The organism is Streptococcus parasanguinis, from assembly GCF_000963275.1.
Taxonomy (GTDB): Bacteria; Bacillota; Bacilli; order Lactobacillales; family Streptococcaceae; genus Streptococcus; species Streptococcus parasanguinis_B.
This window is the reverse complement of the sequence record NZ_JYOW01000001.1, coordinates 88,481-110,496: the sequence shown is the minus strand read 5'-3', so window position 1 is coordinate 110,496 and position 22,016 is coordinate 88,481. Positions and strand designations below refer to the sequence as shown.

The window sequence follows — 22,016 nt, the reverse complement described above, 5'->3', positions numbered from 1 at the left end:
AGGAAGCCCTATGATTACCATTCAGGATGGAAATTACCACTATACCGAAGAAACTGGTGTCCACGATATTCAACTCCAGATTCAAAAAGGGGAAACCGTGGGCTTGATGGGCCCAAACGGAGCTGGAAAATCGACCCTCTTTAAAATTCTGGTTGGGCTCTTGCCCCTGTCTTCTGGTCAGTACCACTTCAAGGATTGGACCATTGACAAAGACTTCTTGAAAGATCCCCATCGTGCTGGGCAAATCTTCCAGCAGGTTGGACTCATTTTTCAAAACAGCGATACCCAATTGTTCAATACAAGCGTCTATGATGAACTGGCTTTTGGCCCACGTCAACTCGGCTTATCGGCAGTTGAAATCGAACAACGCGTCAATGATACACTCACTCTTTTAGAGATTGAGCACCTGAGAGATCGTATTCCCTACCATCTTTCCGGAGGGGAAAAGAAGCTAGTCGCCATTGCCAGTGTCCTCACCATGAATCCTAGTCTCTTGCTATTTGACGAGCCCTTTAACGGTCTCTCCCCCAAATACCAGAAGCTGATTGTCGCCTTGTTCCAAGAACTCAAAACAGCAGGAAAAACGATTGTTATTTCCTCCCACCATTTCGAGCAAATTGCTCCGATTGTGGAACGGGTTCTGCTCTTTTCTGAAGAGCACACCATTACAGGAAGCTACAATCGAGCTGATTGGGAAAATCATCCAGATATTCAACAATCGTTTTCAACATGTTAAAAAGCCTCGGTAGGGTTCTTCCTACCGAAGCTTTTTTGATCCTTAATCAACCAAACGAAAAAATCCTCCAGAGCTTAGCTCTGAAGGACTTTTAAATTTATTTCGTTACGATATTTACAAGCTTGTTCGGTACACTAATCACTTTCACGATTTCTTTGCCATCAATCTCTGTCTTGACTTTTTCGTCAGCTAGCGCGACTTCTTGCAATTCTTCACGAGAAAGGTCTTTAGCGACCATGAGTTTGGCACGGACTTTTCCTTTGATTTGAACGACGATTTCAATTTCGTCTTCAATCAATTTGCTTTCGTCCCATGTTGGCCAAGCTACGTAAGAGATTGACTCACCTGTTGCTGCGACTGTTTGCCAGAGTTCTTCTGCCAAGTGAGGGGCAAATGGGGCGATCAATTGGATGAAGCCTTTGGCGTAATCCACATAGAGTTTATCTTCCTTGTTAGCAGCATTGACAAAGACCATGAGTTGGGCAATGGCTGTGTTGAATTTCATAGACTCAATTTGCTCAGTAACAGATTTAACCGTTTCGTTATAAACCTTGTCAAGAGCGCCATTGTTTTCCGCAACGATTTCTTTACTTGTGATCAAACGGTAAACACGGTCGAGGAATTTACGGCTTCCTTCTAGACCTTCTTCAGACCAAGCGATTGAAGCATCAAGTGGTCCCATGAACATTTCATAGACACGAAGGGTATCGGCACCGTATTGTTCCACCACATCGTCTGGGTTGACCACGTTCTTGAGGGATTTCGACATCTTGGCTGGTGCTTGCTCCAATTCTTCCCCTGTTTCCATGTGGAAGAAGGAACCGTCACGTTTTTCAACCTTGTCAGTTGCTACAAGAGCACCACGGTGGTCACGGTAGCTGGTTCCCAAGATCATTCCTTGGTTAAAGAGTTTTTGGAATGGCTCTTTAGTCGGTACAACACCAAGGTCATAGAGGAATTTATGCCAGAAACGAGCGTAAAGCAAGTGAAGTACGGCATGTTCTGCACCACCCACATAGATATCCACTGGCAACCATTGTTTGAGGAGATCCTCATCAGCCAATTTTTCTGTGTTATGTGGATCGATATAGCGGAGGTAGTACCAGCTTGAACCTGCCCATTGTGGCATCGTATTGGTCTCACGACGACCTTTGACGCCATCTTCACGCGTCACTTCCAGCCAGTCGGTCAAGTTAGCTAGTGGGCTTTCACCAGTACCTGAAGGGCGGATGTCCTTGGTGACTGGCAAGACAAGTGGCAAGTCACTTTCTGGAACGGCTGTTGAAGTGCCATCTTCCCAATGAATGATTGGGATTGGTTCACCCCAGTAACGTTGACGGCTAAAGAGCCAGTCACGGAGACGGTAGGTAACTTTTTCTTGACCGAAGCCTTTTTCTTCCAACCAAGCCACGATTTTAGCAATTGCTTCTTCTTTGTTAAGACCGTTCAAGAAGTCTGAGTTGACGTGAAGGCCATCTTCTGTGTAAGCAGCTTCTGCTACATTTCCACCTTCCAACACTTCTACAATTGGAAGTCCGAATTGTTTAGCAAATTCCCAGTCACGTTGGTCGTGAGCTGGAACAGCCATTACCGCACCTGTACCATAGCTAGCAAGAACGTAGTCCGCAATCCAGATTGGAATTTCTTTACCGTTGACAGGGTTGATAGCATAAGCACCAGTCCAAACCCCTGTTTTTTCCTTAGCAAGGTCTGTACGAGCCAAGTCTGATTTAAGGCTGGCTTGGTGTTTGTAGTCCGCTACAGCTTGGGCCTGTTCTGGACTTGTGATAGCATCTACCAAGTCATGCTCAGGAGCCAAAACAGTGAAGGTCGCACCAAAAAGGGTGTCAGGACGAGTGGTAAAGACTGTGAATTCCTTGTCTGTCCCTTTTACCTTGAAAGTGACATTGGCACCAGTTGATTTACCAATCCAGTTGCGTTGCATGTCCTTGATAGACTCTGGCCAGTCAAGGTCATCCAAGTCATTGAGCAAGCGCTCTGCATAGGCAGTGATTTTAAGCATCCATTGGCGCATTGGTTTACGGACAACTGGATAGCCACCACGCTCAGATGTTCCATCTGGAAGTACTTCTTCGTTGGCGATAGCTGTTCCCAATTCTTCCACCCAGTTGACTGGCACTTCTGCTTCATAAGCCAAACCTTTTTCATAAAGCTTAGTGAAGATCCATTGCGTCCATTTGTAGTAGTTTGGATCTGTTGTGTTGACTTCACGGTCCCAGTCGTATGAGAAGCCAAGCGCATTGATTTGGCGTTTGAAGTTAGCAATGTTTTCTGCCGTGAATTCCGCTGGGTCATTTCCTGTATCCATAGCGTATTGCTCTGCAGGCAAACCAAAAGCATCCCAGCCCATTGGGTGAAGGACGTTGTAGCCTTGTGCACGTTTGAAACGGCTGAGGATATCAGTCGCTGTGTAGCCTTCTGGGTGTCCTACGTGAAGACCCGCTCCAGATGGGTAAGGGAACATGTCAAGCGCATAAAACTTAGGTTTTGAGGCATCTGTTCCTGTCTTAAAAGTGTGATGGTCAGCCCAGTATTTTTGCCACTTAGGCTCGATTTCTTTATGATCGTAAAAACTCATAGCGTCTCTCCAATTTTCGTGATGCTCCTATTATACCATTTTTAGGCGATTTTTAAAGGTTCCGGCAAAGAAAAAGAGACTGGGCAAAAACTGTCCAGCCTTCGATGCTTGATAGAAATAACAGTATGACGCAGTGGTTGATTGGCATCTTTGTTCGCTTTTTAAGCTCCAAAGATGACCTAATCAACTGTGCGGGGGTGGGAAAACGAACTCTTTTCATCCAGTCCGAGTTCTTTCCCACTCCCCCTTCCTGTTTTCGCTAAGAAAAGTCTATTTCACATGCTTTTCAAGTTCTTCTTGCGCTTTTTTATTGGATTTTTCTTTTTCTTTCTTCCATTGTTCACGCGCTTTGTCGTAGTCTTTCGCCGCTACGACCTTGTCTTGAACTTCTAAATACTTATAGTTAAAGGTTTGACCCTTGTGGCCGGTCCAAGCAAAGGCTGCAGAGTATGGTACAGTCTTACGAACGACTGGAGAAGCTCCATCCGAATGAATCGGAATCAAGAGGGCACTATCGGTCAACCAAGCTTGAGCCGCAGCATATTTTTCATAACGCTTGTTGACATCTGTGTTTTCTTTTTGAGCGTCTTCAATTAATTGATTGTACTCATCAAAGCCAGCTGCTTTTGCCGCCGCATTATCCGTACCAGCATCGAATCCAAAGTAAGAATTGGCATTTTCACCAGATTTACCACTGGTGATGTCGATGTAAGAAGATGGGTCCGTATAGTCTGGTCCCCAGCCCAAGTTATTGTTTAGATCCCAGTCTTGTTGGGAAGCATTTTCAGCAAAGTAAGTCACTCGTTGAAGATCATCCTCAGAAACCATATTCAGATCGATGACAATATTTTCTGCTCCCAATGTAGATTCAATCGACTGTTTGAAGGATTGGGCTTGTTTGATTCCTTCCGTATAAGTCGAAGAAGTTGGAAGGTCTAAATGAATTGGGAATTCAACTCCTTGAGACTGCAATTCTGCCTTAGCTTTGGCAAACTCTTCTTTGGCCTTGCTTGGATTGTAGAGGGTGTCTTTTCCATCTGCGACAGAGACCCCTTTCCATTCATCCCCATAAGCTTCTAAATCTTTTTCTACTGCATCACCAAATTGTTTGCCATCGATTTGGACAAAGTTTGGTGGCGTAAAGGTATTACGGATCACCTTATTGGCACCCGCTTCCCCGTTAGTTTGCGCTACATAAGCCTTGCGGTTGAAGGCAAACATAATAGCTTGACGGAAGTCCTTGTTCAAGATTGCTTTCTTGGTAGAGGCCTTTTGAGCATCCGTGGTCTTCTTTGTGATTTCATAGGCCTGACGGTCAATGTTGAAGGAAAGGTTATAGGTTGAGGAACCTTGGTCAGTATAGACGATGTCGTCCTTATGCTTCTTCTCTACACTCTTATAGTTGGAACCATTTGGGAAAACACGGGCAACTGTATAGTCACCGTTATCAAATCCACGGATCAGAGACTCGGAGTCTTGACCATCATAATAGGTCAGTTTGACTTTACTGATCTTGACATTTTCCGCATCCCAGTAGGTTGGATTTTTTTCTAATATCGCAGAAGATTTCGAAGTAATGGATTTGATCAAATAAGGTCCGCAGTAGAGGATACTAGACGGAGAGGTTCCTTGACCGTAATCATCTCCCTTGGATTTCAAGAATTCTTCGTTGACCGGCATCAGGATCCCCATCGTGGTCTTAGAATTCCAGAAGCTTTCAGGCTGGCTCAAGGTATATTGAACGGTATAATCATCAATAGCCTTTACTCCAACAGTTGAGAAATCAGATGTCTTCCCTGAAACATAATCATCCAAGCCTTTGACAGATTTTTGGACCAAGTAAATCGCTTGTGATTTCTTGTCTGCCGCGTGTTTGAGGCCTGTGACAAAGTCTTGGGCTTTGACTTCTCCATATTCTTCCCCTTCAGAAGTCATCCATTTGACCCCTTTACGGAGTTTATAAGTATAGGTCAAGCCATCCTTGGAAACAGTCCAGTCTTTAGCAAGCGATGGGATCAAGTTCCCGTACTTGTCCACTTCCAACAAGCCATCTATCGCATTTCCTGTAAACTCGGAAGTCGATTTTTTATTAGAAATCGAATAGTCGAAAGTATCCGGATCCTGGGTATAGACATAGCTAAAAGTCTGATCGCCGGAACTTCCAGATTTTCCTCCTGAGCAGGCTGCCAGTACACCAGCTGATAAAAGCAGAGCGCTGGTAGCTAAGAGTACCTTCCCTTTGTTCATATAAATCACCTCATTGTAAAAAATGTTATACTCAATTTAAATTATAGCACTTTCTAGGGAAATGTAAACGCTTTTACTGCGAAATTATTCTATTTTTTCTTTATTTTTTCAATTTCTACTTTTTCTAAAATTTTTTCAAGTTGAATCCCTGGCCTGTATGATATAATGGAATCTATGAATTATTGGAGACATTTACACAAACGACTAAAACACAGCCTCTTGTCCCTCCTTGTAGGAGTCTTGGCATTAGGCCCTATTTCCACTGCTTTTGCGGACGACATCTACCAGCAAGAAGATGTCATGAAAATCGCAGCCGACGCTGGACTGGTATTGGACGATTTTTACAAGCCCAAGGCTGACATCGTCATCGACGCCAATACTGGAGCTATATTGTACGGAGACAATATCGACACGGTCCGGGACTCAGGAAGCATGGCCAAGCTCATGAGTGCCTATGTTGTTTTTCGGGCTCTTAAAGAAGGCAAGATCAAGTACGATACCGTAGTCACAGCAACAGAGGCAGACCAAGCCATCTCAGAAAACAATCTGTTAAGTAACTCACCTATTGTAGCTGGTGTAGACTACAAAGTATCTGAATTGATCAAGATGCTCTTTGTTCCATCTTCCAGTGCGGCCGTGATTATGCTCGCCAACGCCGTCACTGACAATGATCCCGATAAGTTTTTGGACTTAATGAATCAGTACGCGCAAGAAATGGGGATGAGCCATACCAAATGGCACAATCCAAATGGGGCGATGATCTCGGTCCTTCAGGGCTACTACAATCCTCAGCGCTACGATGTCAATGCGAATAACGAAATCACAGCGCGGGACATGTCTATTCTGGCTTATCACATCGTAAACGACCTGCCAGAAATGTTGGAATACACCAAGCAAGCTCACACTACGATCATGGAAGGAACCCCCTACGAGCAAAGCTACGATAACTACAATACTTCCCTCGAAGGTGGAAAATTCGCCCTTAAAGGAACAGATGGACTCAAAACTGGATCCAGCCCGACTGCTGACTACAACTACACCGCGACAACCAAGCGGGGTAAACAGCGGATTATCGAAGTCATTTTGGGGGTTGGAAACTACGATGTCGAGATCGCCGAAAGTTACCGCAATCAAATCGGGAATACCTTGGCTGAGAAAATGTTCGCAGACTACCAGTATAAAAAAATCCTTTCTGCAGGCGATCATACCATCGACGGGCAGACCATTCACTTGAAGCAAGACTTCTATGCGACCGTTAAGAAGGGGACGAAGCCAGCGCTAAAACTGGAAGACAACCGCCTAGTCGTTCAGAACGGCTTGCAACAGGTATCTCCAAGCATTAAACCGGGAGTGACCGTCAGTGAGTCTAAAACAACGACCTCTAGCAGTAAAAGCAAGGGACTCGATGTCATGTGGCTCTTCTGCTTCCTGCCTGCCGGAATTTTATACCTGATCTTTAAACAAACCGATCCAAAAAGAAGAAAATAGGAAAAGAACTCCCATTACCATAAGGTATGGGAGTTCTTGGTTTGTCGACAAAGCCGTCTTAGAAACTTTCCTTAGGTGAGTACGGACGTCAGCGAACTTCGAAGAAGTTCCATGACTTAGTTTTGGACCTAAAGTTCCAAAACTCCCGAGTGCTAGAAACAATCGTGTTTCTAGCACTTTTCTCACGGCGGAAAGTTCCTAAGCATTTTTTAATGAGCCTTAAAAAGTATCTAATTTTAATTTTTTAGGCATCCATTAGTTTGTTTGATGTAAAAAATCAGTTTGTCTACATTATCTGTGAATGACAGATATTGATTTAGTCTAAACCTTGAACGTAGGCATCTACTGCTACGATGGCTTGGGCAATATCAGAAGCCTTCACTTCAAATGGCATTTGATGGATGGTTTCTCCTTCGATGGTGGCCTGTTGGCCAACCTTGAGAAGATCTTCATAACTTGCAGTTTCAAGATGCATTTCTTTCAGAGTGGTTGGCATACCGATTTGTTGATAGAAACGAATGTATTTATTCAATTCTTCCTTCGGACGGTTTTCCAAGAACAATTGAACGAGCGTTCCGTAGGCTACTTTTTCACCGTGAGTTAAATGGTGGATGTCCCCAGTAAGGGCTGTAAAGCCATTATGGATGGCATGGGCAGCAGCTAATCCCCCACTTTCAAATCCAATACCACTGAGAAGGGTATTAGCTTCAATAATGTTTTCAAGAGCAGGTGTTACAACTTTGGCTTCACAAGCAGCCATGGCTTGAAGACCGTCTGCAAATAAGGTTTCTTCACAACGTTGTGCAATGGCGACACCCGCTAAGGTTTGTCGTTGACCCAACATGGTTTTTCCATTCGCTTGCATCACCGCACGCGCTTCTACCCAAGTCGCTAATCCATCTGCGATACCAGAGGCGAGCAAACGTTTTGGTGCTTGAGAGATCACTTTGCTATCCACCAAGACCAATTCTGGGTTCTTAGAATAGAAGATATAGCGCTCAAAGGCACCCTCATCCGTATAGATAACCGACAAGGCGGAAACGGGAGCATCTGTAGAGGCGATGGTCGGAGCAATCACAACTGGTGATTTTAGAAGATCAGCAATAGCTTTTGCACTATCGATGGTCTTTCCTCCACCAAGTCCAATGACCAAATCACAGCCATTTTCTTCTGCCAGACTAACCACACGATTGATTTCGTTGTCAGAAGCTTCTCCATTGAAGAAGACTGGCAAAACCGTGAGCCCATTTTGACCAAGGTATTCTTCAAAACGCTTCCCTACGATATCATAGACCACTGAATCACATAGCAAAACAGGGTGATTCCCTAATTCTGAAATAGATTGTGCATTTTCAAATAAGGCATTCTCACCTTGAATGTAACGTGACGGACTTGCAAAATTTCTCATAGTCTGCTCCTTTAAAATTTATTTAGTTCACACCTATAGTAGCATTTATTTCTATGAAATTCAAAGAATTATACAAGGCACCACTCAATTAAATTTATCTGTTCACGCAGTCATTGGAAGCGCTTCGTTTTTATTTGATGAATCTTATTATCAAAAATCCCCAAAGCTAGTTTCAGTAGGTTGAAACTTGACTTTGGGGATTTTTATTTTTTTACAAGTATTGAGAAAATCAATCAATGGCTTAACTGAAGTCGAGACTACTTCCTTTGATCAACAAAACTACTATCACGAAATTGAACTCGCCCTAAAAGCGTCGAGAAAAAGAGAGATTGCCTGGTGGGCATGGCCCACATGGTCAAGAAAATCAATCAATTGCTTAACTGAAGTCGAGACTACTTCCTTTGGAAAAAAGATAAATCAATTGGCATTCAGGGAATGCGGCATTGATTTCCTATTTTTCTGCAGGAAGTTTCGGTAAACCGAATCGTCTCTCCTATCTTAGTTTACCAAATAATCACACGATCCTCTGGTGCGCGCCACATGCCGTCGCCTTCTTTGACATCAAAGGTTTCAAAGAATTCGTCAAAGTTTGGTAATTGGACATTGGTGCGGAGTTTTCCTGGTGCGTGGACATCGACACTTGCGAGGAGTTGCATGTACTCTGTCCGAGCTTTCATGCGCCAGATACGAGCAAAATTAGTGAAGAATTCTTCTGCTGAGAAGTCTGCTTCTTTCTTCGCTGCTTCAAGGGCTGCAGCGATACCACCGAGGTCTGCTACGTTTTCAGAAACGGTCAATTTCCCGTTGATCTTGGCACCGTAAGAGTCTTGTCCTTCAAACTGATCGATGACTTTTTGAGTCCGAGCGGTAAAGGCTTCGTAATCTTCTGGCTTCCACCAGTCTTTCAAGCTACCGTGCTCATCAAAGGAAGCACCATTGGTGTCAAAGGCGTGGGAGATTTCATGGGCAATGACTGCACCGATTCCGCCGTAGTTGGCTGATGATGATTGGTGAAGGTCATAGAAAGGTGCTTGTAAAATCGCTGCTGGGAAGACGATTTGGTTTTGTTGCGGATCATAGTAGGCATTGACCAGGTGGGCTGGCATGTGCCATTCGCTTCGATCAACCGGTTGGTTCCACTTGCTCCAAGTATGGGCAATGGAAATTTCGTAAAGGGCTTGAGCATTTTCAACCAAGGTCTTGCTTTCGTCGATGATCTTTTTGGCGTATGTTTCTGGTAATTTTTCAGGGTAGCCGATATGTGGTGTGATGACATTGAGTTTGACAATGGCTTTTTCACGAGTTTCAGGAGCGAGCCAGTCTGCTTTTTCTAAGCGCTCCTTATAGACGTCAATCATGGTCGCTACTTTATGCTCTACATCTGCTTTTGCTTCTGGTGAGAATTTTTCTCCCGCATACCAGAGTCCAAGTGCTTGGCTATAAGGTCCTTCTGCCAAGGCCAGAGCGGCTTTTTCTTTCGGACGTGCTTCTGGAATCCCCGTGATGATCCGTCCATATTCACCAGACAAGACACGGATTTCTTCCGTCAAGAAAGACGTCCAATCTAAAGCTGCACCAAGTTTCAATTTGGCATGAATGGTTTCCCAGTTGGCTGCCGAGTAGTATTTTGGTGCAAATTCCTTCCAGAAACGCTCTTCTGGCACGATGATAGTATCTGGCGTTTGTCCGATCACTTCTGTAAAGAAAGTATCGAGTGGCAATTCTGGAACCAAGGCCTTGAAATCTGCCCATTCATAAGGATGGTAGAGTTTGTTGTACTCTGATTTTTCTTCGTTTGACAAGACATATTTGGCCAATTCTGCATCAGCCGCAATGACCTTATCTAGGATATCTTTGATTTCTTCCTCTGAGAAATCGAATTTTGCCAAGAGTTTTTCAACCATTTGACGCCAAACAGCTAATAACTCTGGTCCTTTTTCATTGTCTTCTTCATAGTAGGTTGTATCAGGCAAAATCAAACCGAGTGCTTCTCCCCACAAGACATTCATTTGGGCATTCATAAAGTCTGGTGACACGCTAAATGGCAAGAGATTTGGTTTGCCAGCTAGCTCATAGGTGCCCAACTTGCTGGTATAGTCTTCAAAGGAAGATAAGGCCTTGATTTCGTTGATCAAGGGCATAGCTGGAGCCACACCAGCTGCTTCCCGTGCATCAAAATCTGCCACCATTTTGTGGTATTTGACAAAGTTTTGCAGAATGCTATCTTCAGGCAATTCTTCTCCTCTTTGCCATTTTCCGGTAATATCCAACATCAAGTTTTCGATATCTTGGATCAAGTCCATAAAACCACCGGTTGACGGTTTGTCATCTGGAATCACAGCTGTCTCAGCCCATGCCCCATTGACGTAATCATAAAAATCATCTTGTAAACGTACCATGATCTTCTCGCTTTCATTCTTTTGTAATAACCTTATCAAAAATAGGAACTTTTTTCAATGATTTCAAGAGATTTAAGTTGAATTATTTTAAAAATTAACTTGACTTAACTTTTTATTCGTGTATAATTATTTCAAAAATTAACTTGACTTAATTTTTTTATTCATGTATATTAATGGTAAAGGAGCAAAATCATGATTCAAATTGAGCATCTCAGTGTTGCTTACCAGCAAACACTGGCCTTGGAGGATCTTTCCCTCACCATCCAGGGTCCAACCATCCTAGGCATTCTTGGCCCCAATGGGGCTGGAAAATCAACCCTAATCAAGGCCATGCTAGGACTTCTCCCTCATGCGGGAAAGGTCCAGCTCGATCAAAAAGATCTCAGCCAAGTTCTTCAACGGGTGGCCTACGTCGAACAGAAATCCGCTATTGATTTCCACTTTCCCATCACGGTGAGAGAGTGCATCTCACTGGGTCTCTATCCCCATCTTCCGATCTTCAAGAGAAAAAGCAAAGAAGATCTCCAAAAAGTGGAAAATGCCTTGAAACTTGTCAATCTTCTTGATCTAGCGGATCGCCAGATCGGCCAGCTTTCAGGAGGGCAATTCCAACGGGTGCTGATCGCCCGCTGCTTGGTCCAAGAAGCGGATGTCATTTTTTTGGATGAGCCCTTCGCAGGGATTGACTCTGTCAGCGAAGACATCATCATGCAGACCCTCCAGACCTTGAAACAAGAAGGCAAGACCATTCTGATCGTCCATCACGACCTCAGCAAGGTCCCAGCTTATTTCGACCAGGTCCTCCTCCTTCATCGTAAACTGATTGCATTTGGGAAAACAGAGGAAACCTTTACCAAAGAAAATCTGCATGCAGCCTATGGGCATGAACTCTTTATAGGAGGTGGCGTCGGATGATTACAGAATTTATCGATGGATTACAGCAATTCCACTTCTTACAGAATGCCCTGATCACAGCCATCGCCATCGGGATTGTCGCTGGAGCCGTTGGATGCTTCATTATTTTAAGAGGCATGTCTCTCATGGGAGACGCTATCTCACACGCAGTTCTTCCTGGTGTGGCTCTCTCCTTTATCCTGGGCATCAATTTCTTTATTGGCGCTATTGTCTTTGGCCTCCTGGCGTCCGTCCTTATCACCTATATCAAGAGCAACTCCATCATCAAGAGCGACACTGCAATTGGGATTACCTTTTCTTCTTTCCTCGCCTTAGGAGTCATCCTGATTGGAGTCGCTAAAAGTTCCACCGACCTTTTCCACATCCTCTTTGGGAATATCTTGGCCGTCCAAGACCGGGATATGTGGATAACCATCGGTGTTGGTGCTGCGGTCTTGCTGGTGATTGTCCTACTCTTTCGACCCTTACTGCTCACATCTTTTGATCCTGTTCTGGCTCAATCCATGGGCGTCCGGGTCAAGGTCTATCACTACCTCCTTATGGTGCTCTTGACCTTGGTTTCTGTCACTGCTATGCAGAGTGTCGGAACCATTCTCATCGTCGCCATGCTCATTACACCCGCTGCGACGGCCTATCTCTATACCAATAGTCTCTGGTCCATGATGCTCCTTTCATCCGGATTAGGTGCTCTTGCATCCATCCTGGGACTCTTTATTGGCTATAGCTTAAACATCGCCGTCGGGTCTTGTATTGTCCTCACTTCTGCTGTCTTCTTTCTCATCAGCTTCTTTATCGCTCCTAAGCAGAGAAAGAATAAGCACGCTCTTTCATCTCATTAAAGGAGAAAACCATGAAAAAATTCACTTCTATCCTCGCCCTCTTTGTGGCGCTCTTATTTGGTCTGTTGGCCTGTAGCAAAGGCTCTTCTTCTGGAGCTTCTGATAAATTGAAAGTGGTCACCACCAACTCCATCCTTGCAGATATCACCAAAAATATAGCTGGGGATAAGATCGAGCTGCACAGTATCGTTCCTGTCGGCAAAGATCCTCACGAGTACGAACCGCTTCCAGAAGATGTCAAAAAGACTTCGCAAGCAGACCTCATCTTCTACAACGGGATCAACCTCGAAACCGGTGGCAATGCTTGGTTTACTAAATTGGTCAAAAATGCCAATAAAGTTGAAAACAAAGACTATTTCGCAGCTAGCGACGGAGTCGACGTCATCTACTTGGAAGGCCAAAACCAAGCTGGAAAAGAAGACCCTCACGCTTGGCTCAATCTCGAAAACGGGATCCTCTACGCTAAAAACATTGCCAAACAATTGATCGCAAAAGATCCCAAAAACAAGGACTTCTACGAAAAAAATCTAGCTGCCTATACTGAAAAACTCAGCAAGCTCGACCAAGAAGCCAAACAAAAATTCAACAATATCCCAGAAGAGAAGAAGATGATTGTAACCAGCGAAGGCTGCTTCAAATACTTCTCCAAAGCCTACGGCGTCCCATCCGCCTATATCTGGGAAATCAATACGGAAGAAGAAGGCACACCTGACCAAATCAAAACGCTGGTAGAAAAGCTCCGGCAAACCAAGGTGCCTGCCCTCTTTGTTGAATCTAGCGTCGATGAACGTCCTATGAAAACTGTGTCTAAAGATACCAATATCCCGATCTATGCAAAGATCTTCACTGATTCCATTGCCAAAGAGGGAGAAAAAGGTGATAGCTACTACAGCATGATGAAATGGAACTTAGACAAGATCGCAGAAGGTTTGAACAAATAAGATTCCAAACTGATTAGATTCTCAAACAAATCAGTGGCTCTTCCCCCTTCATTGATGTACAATGAAAAGAAAAAAGGAGTCTTTGCTATGACAACATTTTTAGGAAACCCTGTTACCTTTACCGGATCTCAACTTCAAGTTGGCGATACTGCTCATGACTTTTCATTGATCACTCCAGCTCTTGAGAAGAAATCTTTAGCTGATTTTGCTGGCAAGAAAAAAGTCCTCAGCGTGATCCCATCCATCGACACAGGTATCTGTTCGATGCAAACACGTCACTTCAATCAAACCTTATCGGATATGGAAGACACTGTCGTCTTGACGGTCTCTGTCGACCTTCCTTTTGCTCAAGGTAAATGGTGCGCTGCTGAAGGGCTCGACAATGCCATCATGCTCTCAGACTACTACGACCATTCCTTCGGGAAAGCATACGGCCTCTTGATCAATGAATGGCACCTACTCGCACGCGCTGTCTTGGTCTTAGATGCGGATAACAAGGTTACTTACGTTGAATACCTAGACAATATCAACAGCGAACCAAATTACGACGCTGCAATCGAAGCCGTCAATGCGCTTGGATAAATGAAAAAAGAGGTCTGCGACCTCTTTTCCATTGCTATAAAATCCGATGAAGTCCATTCTGTAGGAGGACGCGCCAGCGTAAGCGAGGGATGCCTCTGAGGAAACTCCGCACGCGCTGTGCCACTTGTTGCTTGTAGCTCTTGCCTCCTTGTGCAAAGACTCCTTTTCGACTCCAGTAGCCTTCGACACTGCGATCATTTTTAGGGGCTAGATAGCGAACATCTTGCTGATAGAGGACCTGCTTGCGAAAGGCTGGATCCCAAGCTTTGACGGGGTCAATATCTAAGTCCTTATGGGTCCGTCCCCTAGCCAGCCCGTAGTTAAAACTAGCCCCATTGACAATGCCATTTTCAGAAACTTCTACTGGATCGACTTCATTGAGAAAACGCCCGGCTTGATCGAGAATATACTCCGTATGAAAATTTAACAAGACCTTGAAATTGACTTGTTGGGAGGCCCCTGATGGATAATGAAGGTGACCATCTGGCCCTAGGGAGACCTTATTGTGAAGGCGGGCAGCCGCATAAGCATCCACCGTGACCGCTCTAGCCTCCTGTAAGTAAGCTTGTAAGGCCTCCTCGTCAGTCTGTCCAGCTCTGGCCTCATGCGTCCGAATCCACTGGGCTTGGTAACTTGAAAGTAGGTAGCGCAACTGGTGAACCTGGCGTTTCAAGAGCTGATCTCCCGACTGATCTGCTAAGGGATCCTTTTCAAAGGCGATTTGCACGACACGTGAAAAAGCCGTCCAAAAGTCGGATCCTGGCGGACAATCTGGAGCCATCCTACTCAGAAGAAAGGCTGTTTCTTCACAAGTTCCAGACAGGTCACTCGGCATAAGGAGAATTTTCATAACGCCCCTCAGCAAGTCTTGGGCAGCAGTTTCCGTTAGATCCTTGATCTCTTGAAACCACATGTTTTGAAACAGAGGACTGGCAAAGAAAAAGACAGACTGGTATTGTTCTTGGTAGGCTTGCGGATCTTTGTATCCCTGCAAGTGCTTCTCTAGATAGGCTAAACTATTCTCTCTCCAGCCTAGTCTCGCTAATTCCCGTCTGTTCATGATGCCATCCTTTCTATGCTTCTATACTACCATCTTTTGGAGCTTGAGACAATTCTCATTACTCCACTAGCGTTTTTGAGGATTTTTTTGATATACTAGAAGTGAGCGAAGAAAAGAGGAAAGCATGACACCAAACAAAGAAGATTACCTCAAGTGCATTTATGAAATTGGCACAGAAGTAGAAAAAATCAGTAATAAAGAAATCGCTAGTCGCATGCAGGTCTCTCCACCCGCTGTGACCGAGATGATTAAGCGCATGATCTCTGAGGGCCTCTTGGTGAAAGATAAGACCCATGGCTATCTACTAACAGATCTGGGCTCGCAATTGGTCTCTGATCTCTACCGCAAGCACCGCTTGATCGAAGTATTTCTGCTGAAAAATCTTGGCTACACAACTGAAGAAGTCCATGAAGAGGCAGAAGTTCTCGAGCATACCGTTTCTGAACATTTCATCGACCGGCTGGATCACATGCTTGGAAATCCTAAGACCTGCCCTCATGGTGGGACAATTCCAAAGAAAGGTGAAAGGCTTGTCGAAGCCTACCAAGACCGTCTCAGTGAAACGACTGAGCCTGGTCTGTATATTCTGCAAAGGGTCTATGACACCTATGAATTGTTAAAATTTTTAGACCAGATCCATCTCCAAATTGGTGATACCATCGCGTTTCAACGGTACGATGACTACACAGGACTCTATCACTTCGTTATCCATGGACAAGAAATTTCTATCAACCAAGTGATCGCCCAACAACTCTATATCGAAAAACATGCAGTCTAATTTGACTGCATGTTTTCTTACTTATGGATGTTTTGTATCTAGCAAAATCGTCACTGGACCATCATTGATCAATTCAATCGCCATATCGGCTCCAAAGATCCCTCGTTTGACAGGGACTTCTTTTTCTAATTGATCATTAAAGGCATCATATAACTGACTGGCCATATCTGGCTTGGCAGCCCCTATAAAAGCAGGACGGTTGCCTTTTTTTGTCTCCGCAAAGAGGGTAAATTGAGAGATCGACAAGATTTCTCCTTGAATATCTTTGACCGAAAGATTCATCTTATCTTCCTCATCTGAGAAAATACGCATCTGCGATACCTTGCGGACCGCATAATCTAAATCTTTCTGATCGTCATCTGGACCGACACCTACTAGGAGCAGCAAGCCTTGCTGGATCGCATTGTAGACTTGACCATCAATGGAAACCGAGGCACTCTTGACCCGTTGAATTACTAATTTCATTTTATTATCCTATTTTATAAATCTATTGAGCATTCACTGCTACCCTTGAAAGAACGTCAACCACAGACGACGAGCTAACCAAGCAATAAAAGAGTTCTGAACATATCCTAGCTTCTTCAAAGAAAATCGACATCAAACAAGGCGGTGAGACGCAGGCATACTATCTGAAAAGTAAAGGCTGTTCAGTTGCTTTTAGTGCGAGACAGCGAGACAAAGACAGTACTGAAGTACGGCGAGGCGAGCTAACGAAGCAATAAAAGAGTTCTGAGCACATCCTAGCTTCTTCAAAGAAAATCGACATCAGACAAGGCAGTGAGACGCAGGCATAACTGTAGTTAGGCCAGTCGAAACTAACGCAGTATGAAGTCGATTTTCGTAGAAAACTAGCCGTTGGTACGCTTAACAGAGTACACCTCCGGCACACTCTTAATCTTATCCACAACCGTTGTCAACATAGACAAGTTTGGAATCCCAAAGGAAATGTGGATATTGGCAAATTTCATATCTTTGGTTGGTTGGGCATTGACGGTTGAGACCATCTTAGCTGTATTGGAGAGGACTTGGAGTACATCGTTCAGAAGTCCGGCACGGTTGAGACCGTAAATATCGATGTGAGCAATGTAGTCCTTGGTCGTATTGTTATCTTCCCATTCTACATCGATCAAGCGTTGCTCGTAGTTGTCTTGAGCTCGGAGGTTCATACAGTCCTGACGGTGAATGGCAACACCGCGTCCTTTGGTGATGTAGCCGACGATTTCATCACCTGGAACTGGATTACAACACTTAGCAATCCGAATCAAGAGTCCAGAAGCACCTTGGATAACCACGCCACCTTCGTGACGGACCTTCAGGGTGTCTTTTTTATTTTCAACCTTGACCTCGCCACCTTTGACTAGCTCTTCTGCTTCTGCGCGTGCCTTAGCCCGCTCTTCTTCCCGGCGTTCATCCTCCGTCAAGCGGTTAAAGATGGTAATAGCCCCAATCTCTCCAAAACCAATGGCCGCAAACAAGGCTTCTTCTGTCTTATAGCTTGATTTTTGTAGCACTTTGTCCATGTGCTTTTTGTCCATGAACTTATTGGCTACCAAGTCATGCTCGTGGAATTGGACCATCAAGAGGTCACGACCACGGTTAATCGACAATTCCTTGTCTTGATTTTTAAAGAATTGACGGATCTTGTTGCGTGCCTTGCTAGTTTTAACAAGGGTCAGCCAGTCACGGCTCGGACCAAAGGAATTGGCATTGGTGATAATCTCCACCTGATCTCCCGTCCGAAGTTTGGTATTGAGGGGCACCATCCGGCCGTTGACCTTGGCACCAATCGCTTTTTCCCCAACCTTGGTGTGGATTTCATAGGCAAAATCGATCGGTCCGGAATCTTTCGGAAGCGAGCGCACGGTTCCATCTGGTGTGAAGACGTAAATCTCTTCTGCCAGGATGTCTTCTTTTACATTTTCAACAAATTCTTTGGCATCGCCTGACTGGTCTTGGAGTTCCATCATCTCCTTGATCCAGTTCATCCCAATAGCCGATTCCTTGCTGTTGACCTGACCCTTGATCCCTTTTTTATAGGCCCAGTGAGCCGCAACCCCATACTCAGCAACCTCGTGCATTTCCTTGGTACGGATCTGGAACTCAATCGGTCCTTTAGGGCCATAGACAGTCGTATGGATTGACTGGTAGCCATTGGCCTTTCGGTTGGCGATATAATCCTTAAAACGCCCTGGCATCGGTTTCCAAAGTTCATGGATATAACCCAGCATAGCATAGACATCACTTGGAGTATCCAGGATACAGCGAATCGCAATCAAGTCATAAATTTCATCAAAGCGCTTCTTCTTATCCTGCATCTTGCGGTAGATGGAGTAGATATGCTTTGGTCGGCCATAGATTTTTCCATGCAAATGGCGTTCCCCTGCATAGGTCTCGATCTTGTGGACGACTTCTTCCACCAACTCTTCTCGCTCACGACGCTTTTCCTTCATCATGTGAGAAATCTTGTAGAATTCTGTCTCATTCAAATAACGGAAAGACAAATCCTCAAGCTCCCACTTAACGCTGGAAATCCCGAGACGATGGGCTAGTGGTGCATAGATCTCCATGGTCTCACGCGAAATACGCTCTTGCTTGTCCTTGCGCAAATGCTTCAAGGTACGCATATTATGTAAGCGGTCAGCCAATTTAACCAAAATCACGCGGATATCTTGAGACATGGCCATGAGCATCTTGCGATGGTTTTCCGCCAATTGCTCTTCGTGGGACTTGTACTTAACCTTCCCGAGTTTGGTCACCCCATCGACAATCACGCGCACATCATGACCAAATTCGCGTTCTAAATCATCTAAGCTTGCATCCGTATCTTCAACGACATCATGCAAAAAACCACAGGCCACCGTCACAGCATCCAGTTTCAGCTTGGCAAGAATCCCTGCAACTTGAATCGGGTGAATAATATAAGGCTCACCAGACTGACGGAATTGACCACTGTGGCAATCAACTGCATAGACCAAAGCCTTTTGCACAAAAGCAACATCTTCAGGTGATAAATATTTTTTTGTAAGGGCAACGACTTGGTCCCCAGTTAAATTCTCTTCTTTTGGCATTCGTTTTCTCCAGTTTCTTGGATACTATTTTAACACTTTTAGAAGCAGATGGGAACCAATGAAGCTACTTTAATATACGGATATACGGATATACGGATCTTATCAAGAGATCATTCTGAATCTCCCTTCACTTTAATAATTCGTAAAAATTTTTGAAAATAGAAGATTTTTGTAAAAAAACTAACGAAGCGGTTCCTTCACTTCGTTAGTTCATTAATTCTGTAACAACACTCACTGCGCTGAGAGCATAGAGTGGTGCTGTTTCTGCTCGGAGAATGCGAGGTCCAAGTCCTGCAAGGACTGCTCCTTTGGCTGCAAAACTTTCAATTTCTGCAGGGGATAGACCACCCTCTGGTCCAAAGATAAAGAGCAGTTTACTTTCAGCTTCTAATCTGGTCAGCGACTGAATCAGAGTGGCTGCCTCCCCCTCTTTAGCTGACTCTTCATAGGCCACCACGATCCGGTCAAACTGGTCGAACTGAGCCAGAAAGTCTGCCTTTTTCTCAAAAAGGGTAATGCTTGGGACCAGATTTCGCTTACTCTGCTCGGCTGCTCCGAGGGCGATTTTTTCTAGTTTCTCGACCTTTTTACCCAATTTCTTGCCGTCCCACTTAGCAACGGACCAGTCTGCAGGGAAGGCCCAGATTTGGCTGGCACCGAGTTCCGTTACTTTCTGAGTGATGAACTCGAGCTTGTCTCCCTTGGGAAAGCCTGATGCGATGGTCACTTGGACTGGCAGTTCCACATTGTCAGCTAATTCCTCGATTAGCTCCAACTTACGGGCTTCTACATTTACCACGCGCGCCAAACGCTTGATCCCATCATCAAAGACCAAAGTCACCTCATCATCTTCTTTTAAGCGCATGACCTGAAACATGTGCTTGCTGGTCTCCTTGTCCTCTATGGTGACAGGTGAGCTAGCCAAACCTTTTACAAAATACTGCTGCATGCTAGCCTCCAATCACACCGGAGATATCCTTGGTCTTCTTGAAGACGCAGGCATTCCATTCCCCTTGGATCATGTGGGTTTCAAGGAAAAATCCAGCTGACTCAGCCGACTCACGTACCATGTCCCATTTGTCCTTGATAATTCCACTCATGATCAGGTAACCTTCGTCCTTGACCAAACGATAAGCATCATCTGTCAGATGGATAAGAATATCCGCCAAGATGTTGGCCACGATGACATCTGCCTCAATCTCCACGCCCTTGAGCAAATCGCCCGGAGCTACATGGATGTTTTCCATTCCCGGGTTGAGCTCAATATTTTCCTGAGCGACGCGAACCGCTACATCATCCAAGTCATAGGCAAAGATTTCCTTGGCACCAAGAAGGGAGCTAGCAATAGAAAGGACGCCTGATCCTGTCCCCACATCTAGCACTGTCTCCCCGCCACGAAGGACTTGCTCTAAGGCAAAGAGGCTCATCTTAGTGGTCGGGTGAGTTCCTGTTCCAAAGGCCATACCAGGATCCAGCTTGATAATCTTTTCTCCAGCAGTCGCCTCATAGTCCGTCCATGACGGCACGATGGTCAAGTCATGAGTGATGCGAGCTGGTTCATAGTATTTCTTCCAGTTGTCGGCCCAGTCTTCCTCAGCCAAGGCAGTCGTGCCCATCTTGACCTCTCCTAGATCCATAAAATCCGTCAATTCTGCTAAGCGATCCTGCAAATCCGCTTCAACTGTTGCTACATCAACCGTTTCCGGGTAGTAGGCGGTCACCACGATTTCTTCTTGCTGCTCGACATCAGGAAAAATCTCACCGAAGCGGTCCACGTTGCCCACATAGTCCATGCTATCTTCGATCGCGACCCCTTGGGCACCTAACTCGATCAAGAGGTTGGAGACTAGTTCCTCACCCTCACGCTTCACTGTAACTTTTAACTCTTGCCATGTTTCCATCATTAAGATACCAAGCCCGTAAAACACAAAGCCAAAATAGGAAACTCTCTGAAGACACTTGTGTCTAGGAGAAGTTTATCTTTTTGGCACAGTGTTTAGGGCGGGTTCAGTTTAGAAATTTAACCGAACCATCCTTTCTATTTCTCTATCAATTTTTTCATGTAGACCATATCCATGCCTTCTTTTTCAGGCTCGATATGGGTTTGATGGTAGCCATTCTTCTCGTAGAACGCGACCATGCCTGCATCCTGTAACACCGTACACAAATCCCATTGTGAAACGGTTGAAAATTCCTCTTCTAGCAAGCGCAATCCTTCAGAACCATACCCTTTTCCCTGATACGGAGGCAGTATCGCTGCGGTCCCCAACCAAGCTTCCGTTAACTCTTCATTGGTCTGAACTCGTAAAAATCCGATGTTTTCTTCATCTTTTTTTACAAAGTAGTAATAACTATTGGGGCGCTCTGCCAGTTTCCATTTGATTCGTTCACGGTCCTCCAGATAAGGATCATATTCATCCTGATATTTTTCATAAACTGCCTTAAAACTGGCTCTTTGAATGGCAATAATGGTTTCTAAATCTTCCGCCCCTGCTCTCTCAAGTCTTATCATAAACTTTCCTCCACATAATCTCTCACTCGTTCTTGCAATTGGGGAACCACTCGATCTGAAGTTAAAAACTCTTCAAAGCTCACTAACTTATAGCCCTGTCCCTCATCTCCAAAGTCAATGAGATCAAACTCTTCTTGGGCTAGATTGCCAACTAGAAAAACGAACTGTTTCTTCTCATCCAAGATGCCAGGATAGATCCCAGACCAGATCACTTCCTCTTTCGACAGTTGGATGTTCAATTCCTCATAAACCTCACGCGCCACACACTCAAAAGGTGTCTCATTTCCTTCCCGACCACCACCTGGCAAGTCCCACATATTGGGGTATGGAATCGTTTCTTTATCATCTCGCAAGATGGTCAAAATTTGCCCCTCACAAATCAAGGCAATTTTACAACCCGTAAATTCGAATCGTGCTTCTAAGCAATCCTCAAGCATGAGCTTT

At 44.8% G+C, this 22,016-nt stretch carries 18 protein-coding genes; 7 read left to right on the top strand and 11 right to left on the bottom strand.

From position 1 onward, the window contains the following. Positions 1 to 10: 10 nt before the first annotated feature. On the top strand, positions 11 to 736 hold the full coding sequence (locus TZ97_RS00580; protein ID WP_045759034.1) for an energy-coupling factor ABC transporter ATP-binding protein: 726 nt from the start codon (positions 11 to 13) through the stop codon (positions 734 to 736). Positions 737 to 833: 97 nt separating this feature from the next. Here the strand turns inward: TZ97_RS00580 and leuS are convergent, their stop codons facing one another. Together leuS and TZ97_RS00570 are read right to left on the bottom strand one after the other, a co-directional pair. Further along, positions 834 to 3,335, bottom strand: coding sequence for a leucine--tRNA ligase (gene leuS / locus TZ97_RS00575; protein ID WP_045759033.1), 2,502 nt, complete (start codon positions 3,333 to 3,335; stop codon positions 834 to 836). Between the two features lie 270 nt (positions 3,336 to 3,605). Beyond that, entirely contained in the window at positions 3,606 to 5,582 is a 1,977-nt protein-coding gene (locus TZ97_RS00570) for a peptide ABC transporter substrate-binding protein (protein WP_045759032.1), read from the bottom strand. A gap of 165 nt (positions 5,583 to 5,747) precedes the next feature. On the opposite strand from TZ97_RS00570, the gene TZ97_RS00565 reads away from it, so the two are divergent. Beyond that, positions 5,748 to 7,070, top strand: a complete 1,323-nt coding sequence (locus TZ97_RS00565) for a DUF1958 domain-containing protein (RefSeq protein WP_080934797.1) — start codon at positions 5,748 to 5,750, stop codon at positions 7,068 to 7,070. 316 nt (positions 7,071 to 7,386) lie between these two features. On the opposite strand, the gene TZ97_RS00560 is transcribed toward TZ97_RS00565, so the two are convergent. Together TZ97_RS00560 and TZ97_RS00555 are read right to left on the bottom strand one after the other, a co-directional pair. Then, a complete protein-coding gene (locus TZ97_RS00560) occupies positions 7,387 to 8,478 on the bottom strand; it encodes a glycerol dehydrogenase (RefSeq protein ID WP_031574902.1) in 1,092 nt (363 codons plus the stop codon). 503 nt (positions 8,479 to 8,981) lie between these two features. Continuing rightward, positions 8,982 to 10,877, bottom strand: coding sequence for a M13 family metallopeptidase (locus TZ97_RS00555; RefSeq protein ID WP_045759030.1), 1,896 nt, complete (start codon positions 10,875 to 10,877; stop codon positions 8,982 to 8,984). Positions 10,878 to 11,069: 192 nt separating this feature from the next. On the opposite strand from TZ97_RS00555, the gene TZ97_RS00550 reads away from it, so the two are divergent. The 4 genes from TZ97_RS00550 (at position 11,070) to tpx (ending at position 14,154) form a co-directional block, all read left to right on the top strand. Then, positions 11,070 to 11,792 (top strand): metal ABC transporter ATP-binding protein, encoded by a 723-nt coding sequence (locus TZ97_RS00550; protein ID WP_045759029.1) that lies wholly within the window; start codon positions 11,070 to 11,072, stop codon positions 11,790 to 11,792. Next, entirely contained in the window at positions 11,789 to 12,631 is an 843-nt protein-coding gene (locus TZ97_RS00545; protein ID WP_003004302.1) for a metal ABC transporter permease, read from the top strand. Before TZ97_RS00550 ends, TZ97_RS00545 begins: the two co-directional genes overlap by 4 nt. 11 nt (positions 12,632 to 12,642) lie before the next feature. Beyond that, the gene (gene fimA, locus TZ97_RS00540; RefSeq protein ID WP_045759028.1) at positions 12,643 to 13,572 is read left to right on the top strand and encodes a metal ABC transporter substrate-binding lipoprotein/fibrin-binding adhesin FimA; all 930 of its coding nucleotides are present in this window, start codon (positions 12,643 to 12,645) and stop codon (positions 13,570 to 13,572) included. Between the two features lie 87 nt (positions 13,573 to 13,659). Continuing rightward, positions 13,660 to 14,154, top strand: a complete 495-nt coding sequence (tpx, locus tag TZ97_RS00535) for a thiol peroxidase (RefSeq protein ID WP_045759027.1) — start codon at positions 13,660 to 13,662, stop codon at positions 14,152 to 14,154. Positions 14,155 to 14,188: 34 nt separating this feature from the next. On the opposite strand, the gene TZ97_RS00530 is transcribed toward tpx, so the two are convergent. Then, a complete protein-coding gene (locus TZ97_RS00530; RefSeq protein ID WP_045759026.1) occupies positions 14,189 to 15,214 on the bottom strand; it encodes a DUF3114 domain-containing protein in 1,026 nt (341 codons plus the stop codon). A gap of 124 nt (positions 15,215 to 15,338) precedes the next feature. On the opposite strand from TZ97_RS00530, the gene TZ97_RS00525 reads away from it, so the two are divergent. Then, a complete protein-coding gene (locus TZ97_RS00525; protein ID WP_045759025.1) occupies positions 15,339 to 15,992 on the top strand; it encodes a metal-dependent transcriptional regulator in 654 nt (217 codons plus the stop codon). A gap of 21 nt (positions 15,993 to 16,013) precedes the next feature. Here the strand turns inward: TZ97_RS00525 and dtd are convergent, their stop codons facing one another. The 6 genes from dtd to TZ97_RS00495 all read right to left on the bottom strand — a co-directional run bounded on the left by dtd (position 16,014) and on the right by TZ97_RS00495 (position 22,009). Next, positions 16,014 to 16,457, bottom strand: coding sequence for a D-aminoacyl-tRNA deacylase (gene dtd / locus TZ97_RS00520; RefSeq protein ID WP_003009902.1), 444 nt, complete (start codon positions 16,455 to 16,457; stop codon positions 16,014 to 16,016). Between the two features lie 383 nt (positions 16,458 to 16,840). Then, complete coding sequence (locus TZ97_RS00515; RefSeq protein WP_045759024.1) at positions 16,841 to 19,060, bottom strand: RelA/SpoT family protein; 2,220 nt, start codon at positions 19,058 to 19,060, stop codon at positions 16,841 to 16,843. A gap of 205 nt (positions 19,061 to 19,265) precedes the next feature. Continuing rightward, positions 19,266 to 20,009 (bottom strand): 16S rRNA (uracil(1498)-N(3))-methyltransferase, encoded by a 744-nt coding sequence (locus TZ97_RS00510; protein ID WP_045759023.1) that lies wholly within the window; start codon positions 20,007 to 20,009, stop codon positions 19,266 to 19,268. A 1-nt stretch (position 20,010) separates the two neighbouring features. Further along, complete coding sequence (gene prmA / locus TZ97_RS00505; protein ID WP_152620224.1) at positions 20,011 to 20,961, bottom strand: 50S ribosomal protein L11 methyltransferase; 951 nt, start codon at positions 20,959 to 20,961, stop codon at positions 20,011 to 20,013. A gap of 137 nt (positions 20,962 to 21,098) precedes the next feature. Beyond that, on the bottom strand, positions 21,099 to 21,572 hold the full coding sequence (locus TZ97_RS00500; RefSeq protein WP_045759021.1) for a GNAT family N-acetyltransferase: 474 nt from the start codon (positions 21,570 to 21,572) through the stop codon (positions 21,099 to 21,101). Next, complete coding sequence (locus tag TZ97_RS00495) at positions 21,569 to 22,009, bottom strand: NUDIX hydrolase (protein ID WP_045759020.1); 441 nt, start codon at positions 22,007 to 22,009, stop codon at positions 21,569 to 21,571. Before TZ97_RS00495 ends, TZ97_RS00500 begins: the two co-directional genes overlap by 4 nt. Between the last annotated feature and the right edge of the window lie 7 nt (positions 22,010 to 22,016).

Bases quoted from the DNA above. Each gene is read 5' to 3' on its own strand.
- TZ97_RS00495 (WP_045759020.1), bottom strand. From the start codon at position 22,009: ATGCTTGAGGATTGCTTAGAAGCACGATTCGAATTTACGGGTTGTAAA.
- leuS (WP_045759033.1), bottom strand. From the start codon at position 3,335: ATGAGTTTTTACGATCATAAAGAAATCGAGCCTAAGTGGCAAAAATAC.
- tpx (WP_045759027.1), top strand. From the start codon at position 13,660: ATGACAACATTTTTAGGAAACCCTGTTACCTTTACCGGATCTCAACTT.
- TZ97_RS00580 (WP_045759034.1), top strand. From the start codon at position 11: ATGATTACCATTCAGGATGGAAATTACCACTATACCGAAGAAACTGGT.
- TZ97_RS00555 (WP_045759030.1), bottom strand. From the start codon at position 10,877: ATGGTACGTTTACAAGATGATTTTTATGATTACGTCAATGGGGCATGG.
- TZ97_RS00570 (WP_045759032.1), bottom strand. From the start codon at position 5,582: ATGAACAAAGGGAAGGTACTCTTAGCTACCAGCGCTCTGCTTTTATCA.
- prmA (WP_152620224.1), bottom strand. From the start codon at position 20,961: ATGGAAACATGGCAAGAGTTAAAAGTTACAGTGAAGCGTGAGGGTGAG.
- TZ97_RS00510 (WP_045759023.1), bottom strand. From the start codon at position 20,009: ATGCAGCAGTATTTTGTAAAAGGTTTGGCTAGCTCACCTGTCACCATA.
- TZ97_RS00545 (WP_003004302.1), top strand. From the start codon at position 11,789: ATGATTACAGAATTTATCGATGGATTACAGCAATTCCACTTCTTACAG.
- dtd (WP_003009902.1), bottom strand. From the start codon at position 16,457: ATGAAATTAGTAATTCAACGGGTCAAGAGTGCCTCGGTTTCCATTGAT.
- TZ97_RS00560 (WP_031574902.1), bottom strand. From the start codon at position 8,478: ATGAGAAATTTTGCAAGTCCGTCACGTTACATTCAAGGTGAGAATGCC.
- TZ97_RS00565 (WP_080934797.1), top strand. From the start codon at position 5,748: ATGGAATCTATGAATTATTGGAGACATTTACACAAACGACTAAAACAC.
- fimA (WP_045759028.1), top strand. From the start codon at position 12,643: ATGAAAAAATTCACTTCTATCCTCGCCCTCTTTGTGGCGCTCTTATTT.
- TZ97_RS00550 (WP_045759029.1), top strand. From the start codon at position 11,070: ATGATTCAAATTGAGCATCTCAGTGTTGCTTACCAGCAAACACTGGCC.
- TZ97_RS00515 (WP_045759024.1), bottom strand. From the start codon at position 19,060: ATGCCAAAAGAAGAGAATTTAACTGGGGACCAAGTCGTTGCCCTTACA.
- TZ97_RS00525 (WP_045759025.1), top strand. From the start codon at position 15,339: ATGACACCAAACAAAGAAGATTACCTCAAGTGCATTTATGAAATTGGC.
- TZ97_RS00530 (WP_045759026.1), bottom strand. From the start codon at position 15,214: ATGAACAGACGGGAATTAGCGAGACTAGGCTGGAGAGAGAATAGTTTA.
- TZ97_RS00500 (WP_045759021.1), bottom strand. From the start codon at position 21,572: ATGATAAGACTTGAGAGAGCAGGGGCGGAAGATTTAGAAACCATTATT.